General features: G+C 61.2%; 1 protein-coding gene. It reads left to right on the plus strand.

The window, feature by feature from the left end:
- The coding region (locus tag QSV46_RS40925) for a hypothetical protein (RefSeq protein ID WP_314964468.1) at positions 1-240 on the plus strand (240 nt) is incomplete at both ends.

Here is a 240-nt window from a genome sequence, read left to right on the forward strand (position 1 = left end):
GTACTACATCGACCATTCGATTCCGCCGGCGCCGCTTCTGATCTCGAACGGCTGGACCGACGACATCTTCCCCGCCGACGAAGCGATCCGCTTCTACAACCGCACGCGAACCGAGCATCCGAGCGCGGACATCTCGCTCTTCTTCCTCGACTACGGCCATCAGCGCGGCCAGAACAAGGAAGCCGACGTGGACGTCTTGCATTCGCACCAGGACAAGTTCCTTGCCCACTACCTCACGGG

The organism is Bradyrhizobium cosmicum, from assembly GCF_032290525.1.
In the GTDB taxonomy this organism is placed as follows: domain Bacteria; phylum Pseudomonadota; class Alphaproteobacteria; order Rhizobiales; family Xanthobacteraceae; genus Bradyrhizobium; species Bradyrhizobium cosmicum_A.